Here is a 10636-nt window from a genome sequence, read left to right as displayed (position 1 = left end):
TTTATTTGTTATGGAAAACGGTACTTATTTTTCTACTTCTATAGTAAAATAGACTTATTCTGGAAAAGAAAGCGACGATTGCCATGAAAAAAATAAAGTATTGGATTGCCATTTTGTTTTTAGTACAGAATCTATTAGGGCTTACCAACATCACCACGGTCTCAGCCGCAACACCAACGGCATCTATTAAAATGGTAGAGCCAAAGGTTACGATTTACGTAGGGGCAACAAAGGTTCTGAAGTTGAAGTTGACAAAGGTTGATGCCAAAAAAATCAAATGGCAGAGCAGCCAGCCGACGGTCGTATCCGTCGATAGTAAGGGCCAAATAAAAGGCCTTAAAAGTGGTACTTCGAACATTACTGCCTATGTTCCGAACACGAAACTGAAAGCAACGGCTACTATTACAGTTAACAAAAAAGCGCTGAATGCTAGTGGGATTTTTCAAAAAGTCAATCCTTCCGTTGTTTATATCGAGTCCTATAACAAATATAAACAAAAAATTGGAACGGGCAGTGGGGTTATTCTATCAAAGGATGGACTGGTCGTAACGAACCATCATGTCGTAGTCGATGTCAGTGAAGTCTCCTATGTTAAAATTAAACTGGCAAATGGCCAAGTCTATCAAACTAACAAAGTTGTCGGATATGATGCCGACCGCGATCTCACTATCTTAAAAATCAACAGCCCGAAAAATCTCGTGCCCATTGAACTTGGTGATTCCGATAAAGTGAAGACCGGAGAAAAAACATTTGCGCTCGGAAGTCCGCTTGGAATTCAAAATTCCGTAACAGAAGGAATTATCAGCAACAAGGCCATTATCGATTACGATCAAACGTTTATTCAGCATACAGCTCCTATCAGTCCCGGGAACAGCGGCGGTGCCCTTGTCAATATCTATGGTGAACTGATTGGAATAAACGTCGCCTATTATGCGCAAGGTCAAAATATGAATCTAGCCATTCCAGTCAAAGCTGTGAAAAACCTAGATAAAACCATGGTAAATCGGACCCTTTTAGATATGAATCAGGATTATTTTGTTCCAGTCATGGGGCAAGGTGTCACGGAGGAAATAGAGGAGAATGACGACCTTGATACAGCCAATGAAATCATCCATGCAGAAGGAGATATCGTTGGTCAGCTAAAAAATGCAGACGATATGGACGTTTTCTACTTCCTTGTCACCGATTATAGTGCCCTATCCCTAGTTGGTACAACAGTCGACCCAGCCCTAGGAGAGGATTTTGGCATAAGCCTATACGACATCGACGGAAAGCTAGTCCAAAACGGCGAGATTTATTTCGATGAAAACTTGAACCGCTATTTGTGTGATCTCTATACCGAACTGAACCCAGGCTATTATCATATTGCCGTCTATGCACTCGACAACACCAAACTTCCGTACAACAACACCGATTACCTAGTTAGATACACCATTGAGAATGTGAGCAAACAATAGCATAAATACAAACCAAGCGCTTTAGCGCTTTAAAGCATGTGGGGACTGTCCCCACATGCTTTAAAGTGTTAAAGTGTTTTTGTTTTTCCTAGGACTAGGTTGCTTAGGTGTATGTTTTTTTCTAGGAGAGTTTTTGAGATGAATAATGGCAATAGTGTACCGATAACGATTATGAGTACGCTATTAGAATAAAACGTTTCGATAATGATTTTGATTGGGACATGGGTGTACATGATGATCAGTGATGATTTTCCAGCGTAGTTTAACAGACTGGATAGCCGTCCCCATTTTGTAAATAAAGCGCTTACAATAAACAACGCAATAGTCAGTGTAATGGGAACTAATAAGTCTAAGAAAAAATGATAATAGGTCACAGAACGCATATCAAATATATAGGCAATTGGGCGTTTAAAGGTAATAATAAAAATAGCTGCTGCAAATAAGGTGAATCCAACAAATTTTGTAAGGTCTAGCTTATTTTTAAATAAAACCAGAGCGCGATGAACATGATAACCAACCACAAAGTAAGGTAGGGCCAATAGCGAGACATCCAAATTTAGCGGCACAAACACGGAATGATTGAAAGAAAACCATGTTTCAAAGTGTGCTAATGAATAAAATAGTAAAATGATGCCAAAACGAAATAGCTTATTTTTCACAAAATAAAAGATTAAGGCACAGAGCACTTGAGTGAGAAAGAGACACGGAATAAACCACATAACGACATAAAAGTCACTAGGGAAAAACCGCCCGCCAATGAGAACGTTCCTAACATCCTCCACCAACCATTCCCATGATAGACCCGATTGATAGAAAATCACCAAATAACGTAAAGCAGTAATAACAACTAAAAAGAACAAATAAGGAATAAATAATTGCTTGGCACGCTTTACGAGCCATGCCTTAATAGCGTTCATGCTGTCCATAGGCTTAAAGAAAAAACCACTCATCATAAAAAAAGCCGGCATATGAAACCAATATATAGGTGTTACATCAAATGTGGCAGCATGTCCAACTACCACAAGAATAATGGCAATCCCCTTTGCCACATCAATCCATTCATTTCGTCTTCGATCAACAACCATTCTTTCACCCCTTTTGAAAAATTATAGGGAATTTCACCTAATCTAAATAGGGACTTTTGACCTATAAAATAAAACGAATCATTAACGAATTTCTAACCAAACATTAAACCTAACACTTCACTTTACAAAGCGATAAAGTGTTTATTGGACTAAAGTGCTATTGTTTACTGTTGTCCTAGGTAATTTTGTGTTATAATTGACTAAATTTTCATAAAACTACAGGGGGAGTTTTGGTTGAAGAAATTTCTTGTTTTGGTTGGCATCTTATTTCTAGCGCTTCTACCTTTGGAAAATGCAGCTGTCCAAGCTGTTTCATATGGTCCTCTTAAATGCGGGGAAAAATATAACCATGCCTTAAAAACATATATTTGCGAAAAGGAGCCGAACAATCGCTCTGATCAAGCAAATCCTCTTATATTGAATGAATCTTATCTAGCTTCTCTTGGCAAGGATGATGCTGATTTTTATAAGGCGACGGTAAAAGAGAAAGGTCATCTGGAGATTTACTATTCCTACCCAAAAGAATTGAAAATTGGATTAAAGCTATTCGATGGAAAAAATAATCTTGTTGAACCGATTGATTATATCGAGCCAGAAGAAGACGGAAACACTGCAGCGATGATTTATGATGTCGACCCGGGAATTTACTATCTCCGCTTCGTTGATGAGCAAAATACTGGTCAGAATTACATTTACATTTTCACTCCGTTTATGGAGAGCGAGAAGAAAGATAACGCGGAGCCAGAGATGGACGATATCGCTCCCAATAAACCGAAGGTCCAAACGGTCGACGATAACGATACAGTCATAAAAGGAACGGCTGAACCTAACACCTTGCTAATGGCAGAGGTAGATGGTGTCTATATCGCCGAGGATGTCGTCGTGAGTGAAAATGGCACGTTTTCGTTTAAAATTAAACCGCTCCCAGCTGGAACAAAGGTAAAGGTCTGGATTCAGGATGCTTACGGCAACCCAAGTGACGTAACAACCGTAACTGTTATTGACAAGACACCACCAAAAACCTTAGTCGTCAACACGATTACGACTAAAAGTAAAACTGTTACCGGCAAAACGGAACCGGGTGCTACTGTTGAAGTGAAGCTTGGTGCAAAGCTACTTGGCAAGACAACAGCCGACTCAAAAGGTAGCTTTAAGGTGACAATCAAAGCGCAGAAAAAAGGGGCAAAACTAACTATCAACGCCATCGATAAAGCGAAAAATAAAAAGACTGTAACCGTCGTCGTAAAATAAATGATTTGCCCCTCTTACTGGTTAAGAGGGGGCCTTTTATAGAAAAAAGTTTGTCAATTTGTCATATTTTCTGATAGGAAAGCGGTCAGTCAACTCGAATTTATAGGTAAATCCAATAAAGAGGTGATTGGTTTGTTTCTAAATGAAAGACAATGTCCCATAAAAATTCAGCAAATAAAGGCGATTTTACGAAGAATCCCCAAAAACCACAGAAAACGACTATTGTTAGAGAATGAGTTGAATCGTTTAAACGCAGGGCTATGGGGGGAGCGGGAAGTCGATAAAAAGCTGCAAAGAATGGATCAGGATAAATATCTAATTATTTGCGGGCTCCGTCTTCCAAATGGTGACGGTACTTTTTTTCAAATCGATACGATTGTCATTTCTACTCGATTTATCCTCGTCATTGAATCTAAAAATATTGCTGGTATCCTCTACTTTGATCTCATCAATCATCAATTTTATCGAATGACCGATGATGGAAAGCGAGAAGTATTTTCTGATCCGGTTTCCCAAGCTAGAATGCATGTTCAACAACTAAGGCGATGGTTTTTACGCCACAAATTCCCACCAACTGTTCTTGACTTTTTAGTTGTTTCCACAAATCCCTACTCCCACTATCAAGTATCACATCCCGAAAATCCCTGTGCTAAAAAAATCTGTTCCGTTGCTGGTCTAACTTGGAAAATAGACGATTATGAAGAGCTCCATACAAAGGAATTTTTGACAGAAAAGGAAATACGTCAAATGGGTAAAGCCCTCATAAAAGCTCATACCCCACTCCAACCTTCAGATATTTTACCACAGTATGGATTATCCGATGCAGATGTGCCAACAGGTGTACAGTGTCCCGACTGTGAATTTATTCCATTAATCTACCAAAACGGTAAATGGTATTGTCAGATTTGCAATATACCCTATAAAGACGCACATATTTACTCCCTTCATGATCGATTTCTGCTATTAGGTGTAAAAATCACAAATTCCGAATTTCGCCAGTTTGTTCATTTAAGAGATTCGGATACTGCGACAAAATTGCTCAGAAAGATGAATTTGAATGTAACAGGAACGACAAGGAATAGAGTTTATGAAAAAGTGTTTTTTGAATGAATATTCGATTTTTGCGGTTGACCTGCCTAGGATGGGGTCAACTTTTTATTTTAATTACCTTTTTTGGGTCTTGTTGTGGTGCCGAAGAGGATGGTGTATTGGGACTTGTGACGAAAATGTGAAAAAGTCGGAATGCTCGCTGATATAGTCGGAATGCTCGCTGATATAGTCGGAATGCTCGCTGATATAGTCGGAATGTCCGCAGAAAAAGTCGGAATACTCGCTGATATAGTCGGAATGTCCGCAGAAAAAGTCGGAATACCCCTAGATTTCGATTCTTGGAACACAGAAATTTTCGAAAAGACGATTTCCGAGCACCAAAAACCCCTCCAACAAGCAAAACCCCTGCCCCATAACACCAAAACTACCGCCAAATCACCAAAAAGGTTATCAGAAGCACCCGTCTCAGCAACAACCCAGTATCGCTTCAAGTATTTTCGACAAATATTCACAAAATTCCAGTAACAGTTTGTCGAATTGGGATATAATGGAGGTAGAATCAACAAGAATGTGGCAGCTTGTCTCCCATAGTAGGTAGGTGGAAGCCGTGTACCAAGTTATTCAATCTAGTTTGTCTAATATAGCGATTATTTTTTTTATGCAATTATGTATTATCATTTTGTTAAATAGACGGGAACGTTTTCCAGACTATTATTTTCCGATTTCACTGATTATGCTTGTTTCGACGACGGTAATCATTATCTTTTATTTGCCAATCGAATTTGAAGGTTTTAAATTTGATCTCCGCCTCGTTCCTTTAGTTTTCCTGGCGATTCGTTGGGGTTTTCCGATGGCATTTCCAGCTTTACTCGTGACGGGTGCTTGGAGATTGGCGATGGGGGGAGTTGGTGCAATACCAGGCGTGATTTTTGGTATGGTATTGCCGGTATTATTTACCTTACTTATACAAAGGTGGAAGTCGCTAAAGGTTAGCCCCTTGTCGCTGCTCTATCTGTTTACGGCTAGCTGGCTGATTTCCGATTTACCGGCCATTTTTTGGATTTCGGACGGATGGTCAGTTTTTAAAGAAATGGCGATAATCCGGTTCAGTTCAATCACGTTAACTGGCTTGTCCTTGTTTTTATTTCTGTTCCACTCTGAAAAGGAGCTCAAGTTAAAAAAGAAACTGCAATTCCATGCCAATCATGATCCGTTAACCGGTTTGTTTAATATGAGTTATTTTTATAATAGAATGAAAACCTACGACCCAGCTGATAAAAAGATGTATATTGCGATGATTGATATTGATTATTTCAAAACGATTAATGATACATACGGACATTTAAATGGTGACCATATTCTTCGCAAGGTGGCAGCGACCATCAAGATGTCACTTTCCCACCTGAATAAGAATGATTACGTTCTCGGGCGGTATGGCGGGGAGGAGTTTATTCTCTTTCTTGCGGTCGATTCGCTCGGTGAAATGAAACAAACCGTTTCCGCGATTCTCCAAAAAGTAGAAAGGACTCTTTTTCACACAAAGGATGGAGACCAAGAAATCCACTTAACCGTATCGATTGGGGTGGCAGAGCTTAATCATTACGCGATGTTAAACGAAATAATTGAGCAAGCTGATAATGGTCTTTATTCCTCGAAGGAAAGCGGGCGGAATCGTATCTTTTACGCTCATTAGCAAAAGGCAGGCATTTACATGCTTGTCTTTTTTTATTTCTCTTAATCTAGCATAATCGTCTTCCCATTTTAATAGATATGTAAAAAGTGTACTTCGAAAAGGGAGATTGAGACGGATGAAGAGAGTTTTCGTATGGGCAATTCTATTTCTACTATTTTGTTTAATGGACAAGCATGAGGTGGAAGCGGCAGCAGCGACTGGAACGGTTCCGATTGCGGTCAATGACCAATTCATCAACTTTTCCGAAGCGCTGCCACTGGTGGAAAATTCGAAAACGTATGTGCCGGTACGAGAATTTAGTAGGGCGGTAAAGGTAGACTTGACCGTCGAAAAACCTGGTCAAATCATGCTTCAAGCTAATGGCAAATCTGTCATTTTATATACTGCGAAGAACGAGATTCATTTTTCTAATGGAGAGAAGCAGAGAGCAAGGCTATTTGTCGAAAACGGACGGACGTATGTGCCGTTGCGAACCTTAGGCGAATATTTTGGCTATCATGTTCACTATATGAATGAAGGACCGATTGTGAGGCTAGTGAATTTAAAGAGTGTACTGGATAGACCTACTTTTTTAAAAAATAATCTAAAGAACATTACTACCTTTTTCGAAACCGCACGTGCTGACCAGCGCCCAAAGGTGTATTTAACCTTTGACGATGGGCCAAATCCAGGCATCGATGCCATTTTAACGATATTAAAAAAGAAACAGGCAAAAGCCAGTTTTTTTATGATTGAGCCACAAATGCGAAGCTATCCGCAATATGTGCGGCGGCTAATTGCTGAAGGGCATTTTCCTGCACTACATAGTGTGACTCATAATCGCCATCTATTATATGAAGGAAAACCTTCCGCGGTTGTCAATGAAATGCTGAAAACACAAAAGACTTTAGAGGAATTGGCAGGCTTTCAGTCGATGTTAACGAGGGCACCTTATGGAAGTAAACCCTACATGGTGCAGAGTTATCGTGATGAGCTTGTCCATCATCATTTTAAAATGTGGGATTGGGATATTGATTCACTTGATTGGAAGTATCGGAGTAATCCTCAGCAGATCATCGCGAACGTCAAGGCAGGCTTTATGCGAGAGAAAAAAGAAAACAAGCCAATCGTCATTTTGTTTCATATTAATAATGGAACGATCAAGGCGTTGCCGGATATTATCGATTTTCTGTATGCACAAGGGTACCAGTGTGTCGCTTACAACCCCGAAGAGCACATCATCGTCAATTTTTGGGGCGATAAGCGGCTATAACACAGATTCCTTTAACGCTTTAAAGCATGTGGGGACAGTCCCCGAGTTTTTTAAAGCATTAAAGCGCTAAAGTGCTTTAATGTTTTAAAATATAAACATGCTTTAAAAAGTGTTAAAGGATTTTTTTTTAACAATTTGGTACAAGATGTAATTTTTGGTGTAAAATCGCTTTTAGTGGGGAAAATATACTAAGTTAGTTGCAGGCTAGGGGGAATTTGTCTTTGGGTAATGAATTTTGGATTGGGCTTTTTCAAATTATTTTAGTTAATATTGTATTAAGTGGCGATAATGCTGTCGTCGTAGCGCTTGCGTGCAGAAATTTGGATGTAAAGTATCGTAAGAAGGCCGTGTTCCTAGGAAGTTTCGGGGCGATTGCATTAAGGATCATTTTAACTTTTGTTGCCGTGTACTTGCTGAAAATTCCTTATTTGAATTTTATCGGTGGGCTATTATTATTACTGATTGCGGTGAAATTAATTAAGGGTGAGGATGAAGGCGATATAAAAGCCAGTTCGAACCTAAGTGCAGCGATAAAGACTATTATTTTTGCTGACCTTATCATGAGTTTAGATAATGTGGTAGCTGTTGCTGGAGTAGCTGGGGGAAATGTCGTGCTCATCTTAATCGGTTTAGCGATTAGTATCCCGTTAATTATTTGGGGAAGCCAATTATTAATGGCTATCATGGATAAATTCCCGTTTATCGTTATCCTTGGTGCTGGACTATTAGGTTATACCGCTGGAGAAATGATGATGAAGGATCGGGCGTTGGGACGTATTTTCGAACATATTAGCCATACCAACCACATCCTTTTCCCAATCTGCCTAGCACTTTTAGTCATCATCCTAGGTTACATTCTAAGTAAATCAAACAAAACCACAACCGTATAACTATCAATGACTAAAGCAAGTGGCAACACTTGCTTTAGCACTTTAAAGCAGATGTATTTCAAATTACTTTAGTGCTTTAATGCTTTAACGAATGTGGGGACTGTCCCCACATGCTTTAACGCGCTAAAGTTTCTCTGTAGAGGGGGATGATGTTTTGGAGTTGCGTTTTTTGAGGGATCAGTACCGGGTGGAATATTTTTGGTTTTTTGAAGGTGGGTTTGACCCACCAGCGAAGGACGAGCGTGTTTATCTGAAAGAGTTTTTGCAGGAGAAAGTAAGCTCGATTTTTTGGGAAGTAAATCTTTCCTATTCTCCACTGAAGGAACCGCGCGAGGTACGGCTTAAAGCAGTCTATTATCACCCTGACGGATCCGTTTTTGGTATAGACGAGTTGGATGAAGTGATTGAGCCCGCATCGGATTCTTATTGGTTTTCAAGCGGTTTCGGATATGAGGAAACGGGGTACTGGTATCCGGGTGAATATCGAGTCGAATTTTACATAAATGATCAGTTCATGATAGAGGAAACCTTCCATATCAAAGCTGATGAAGAGTTTTTGAATCGAGTAAGTGCTGAACCGTTACGGTTTTTTAGTGGAGAATATGACCATGAGCCGGATCCAGAGGAACGCTCTTATCTGACGGAATTTTCTCACCATCAAACTTCCTATATTTATTGGGAAGTCGAACTGGCCTACCCAAAGCTTGAAAAAAGTCGCTGGGTAAAGTTTCAGTATATGTTTTATGGGCCAGATGGGAATGCGATTGACAGCAATTATTACCCCATTAAATTGGAAGAGGGATCTGATTTCTCTATTCATTCAATGGGACTGGGGTTTGATAGCCCTGGAGATTGGCAACTGGGCAAGCATCGCATTGAAATTTATCTTAACGGTTCGCTAGTCGGAGATGGGAAGTTTGAAATATTAAAGGATAATCTATTTATTTTCCCTTCCATGCAGGCGGTTGCCTTTGGTTTTTTTGAAGGTGGGTTAAAATCCCCGCCACCTGAGGAACGGGTCTACGAGACGGTTTTTCAAAAAGAAACGGCAAGATTCATCAATTGGGAAATAGAATTGTCGTTTCCGACCCTACAAAAGCGGAAGCAAATCAACCTTGTACAGGAATATTTTCTTGAGGATGGCAGTGTCCTAGTCGATGGCGAGGATATTTTGACCCTTGAAAAAGGCTGGAATTCAGCCAGCATCAACATGGGTAAGGGGGATGAAGAACCGGGGCTTTGGGAGCCAGGGCGGTATCGCGTGAAAATCACGATCGATGGGAAACAGATGGTGGAGGATTGGTTTGAGGTAGTCTAGCCGCTAGGAACTTCCTATTAATATAATGGAAAAAAATCAAACGGGGGAAAGAACTACAATGTTAAGATGGTTTTTATTGATGATAATGTTATTTATGCTAACAGCCTGCGGGCAAAAAGAGCCGGTTATCGGTGTACAGACGTTGAATGATGGAGTGGGAGAAAAGTCGGAAGTAAGGTTTCATTATTTTGACTCAAAGGACTCAGCACTAGATTATTATCATGACAAAGGTCTCATCGACTTCGTGTTGATGGTTCACGAAACTAAAGATGAAAAGCAGGTTTTTGATAAAATTGAAGCCGACTCAGAAGATGGCACTAAGATGGTAACCTTTACCTCTGACAACCCGGCCGAACATGCCGACGATCTAGCCTTCGCCTACCTTTACGAAAACCTGGGCCTAACCATTGACTGCGCCTTCAACGGCAAAGAATGCAAATAAACCGGAATAAAGACAACTAGATAAAAGACAAACACTTTAGCGCTTTAAAGGGTGTGGGGACTGTCCCCACACCCTTTAAAGCGCTAAAGTGTTTTTTTTGTTTTCATATTTTTTACATTTTCCTAACCGATGTTTTACATTGTTTACATAAAATGGTGAACAGGCTTTACAATTAGGACTTATGATTTACTTGTACAT

9 protein-coding genes are annotated in these 10636 nt (G+C 39.9%); 8 read left to right on the top strand and 1 reads right to left on the bottom strand.

Annotated elements, in window-relative coordinates; all coding sequences use genetic code 11:
- The first annotated feature begins 83 nt into the window (after positions 1 to 83).
- Positions 84 to 1457 carry a trypsin-like peptidase domain-containing protein gene (locus ACX9YW_RS11475; protein ID WP_460346420.1) on the top strand — a complete coding sequence of 458 codons (1374 nt, stop codon included), beginning with the start codon at positions 84 to 86 and terminating at the stop codon, positions 1455 to 1457.
- Positions 1458 to 1525: 68 nt separating this feature from the next.
- Here ACX9YW_RS11475 and ACX9YW_RS11470 read toward each other — a convergent pair whose 3' ends face one another.
- Positions 1526 to 2542 (bottom strand): acyltransferase family protein, encoded by a 1017-nt coding sequence (locus ACX9YW_RS11470; protein ID WP_460346418.1) that lies wholly within the window; start codon positions 2540 to 2542, stop codon positions 1526 to 1528.
- A gap of 234 nt (positions 2543 to 2776) precedes the next feature.
- On the opposite strand from ACX9YW_RS11470, the gene ACX9YW_RS11465 reads away from it, so the two are divergent.
- From ACX9YW_RS11465 to ACX9YW_RS11435, 7 genes are all read left to right on the top strand, one after another.
- Positions 2777 to 3793: an Ig-like domain-containing protein gene (locus tag ACX9YW_RS11465; RefSeq protein WP_460346416.1), complete on the top strand. Its 1017-nt coding sequence runs from the start codon at positions 2777 to 2779 to the stop codon at positions 3791 to 3793.
- A gap of 132 nt (positions 3794 to 3925) precedes the next feature.
- On the top strand, positions 3926 to 4903 hold the full coding sequence (locus tag ACX9YW_RS11460) for a nuclease-related domain-containing protein (protein ID WP_460346414.1): 978 nt from the start codon (positions 3926 to 3928) through the stop codon (positions 4901 to 4903).
- Between the two features lie 547 nt (positions 4904 to 5450).
- The gene (locus ACX9YW_RS11455) at positions 5451 to 6536 is read left to right on the top strand and encodes a diguanylate cyclase (protein ID WP_460346412.1); all 1086 of its coding nucleotides are present in this window, start codon (positions 5451 to 5453) and stop codon (positions 6534 to 6536) included.
- A gap of 115 nt (positions 6537 to 6651) precedes the next feature.
- The gene (locus tag ACX9YW_RS11450; RefSeq protein ID WP_460346410.1) at positions 6652 to 7788 is read left to right on the top strand and encodes a polysaccharide deacetylase family protein; all 1137 of its coding nucleotides are present in this window, start codon (positions 6652 to 6654) and stop codon (positions 7786 to 7788) included.
- Between the two features lie 221 nt (positions 7789 to 8009).
- Complete coding sequence (locus ACX9YW_RS11445) at positions 8010 to 8678, top strand: TerC family protein (RefSeq protein ID WP_460346408.1); 669 nt, start codon at positions 8010 to 8012, stop codon at positions 8676 to 8678.
- 154 nt (positions 8679 to 8832) lie between these two features.
- Positions 8833 to 9996 (top strand): hypothetical protein, encoded by a 1164-nt coding sequence (locus tag ACX9YW_RS11440; protein WP_460346406.1) that lies wholly within the window; start codon positions 8833 to 8835, stop codon positions 9994 to 9996.
- Between the two features lie 58 nt (positions 9997 to 10054).
- On the top strand, positions 10055 to 10438 hold the full coding sequence (locus ACX9YW_RS11435) for an LptM family lipoprotein (RefSeq protein ID WP_460346404.1): 384 nt from the start codon (positions 10055 to 10057) through the stop codon (positions 10436 to 10438).
- Positions 10439 to 10636 lie beyond the last annotated feature (198 nt).

The sequence above is a fragment of the Pseudoneobacillus rhizolycopersici genome (genome assembly GCF_054786815.1).
The sequence above is the reverse complement of the archived record's forward strand: the minus strand, read 5'-3'. Positions and strand labels throughout refer to the sequence as shown.

Bases quoted from the DNA above. Each gene is read 5' to 3' on its own strand.
- ACX9YW_RS11450 (WP_460346410.1), top strand. From the start codon at position 6,652: ATGAAGAGAGTTTTCGTATGGGCAATTCTATTTCTACTATTTTGTTTA.
- ACX9YW_RS11470 (WP_460346418.1), bottom strand. From the start codon at position 2,542: ATGGTTGTTGATCGAAGACGAAATGAATGGATTGATGTGGCAAAGGGG.
- ACX9YW_RS11435 (WP_460346404.1), top strand. From the start codon at position 10,055: ATGTTAAGATGGTTTTTATTGATGATAATGTTATTTATGCTAACAGCC.
- ACX9YW_RS11475 (WP_460346420.1), top strand. From the start codon at position 84: ATGAAAAAAATAAAGTATTGGATTGCCATTTTGTTTTTAGTACAGAAT.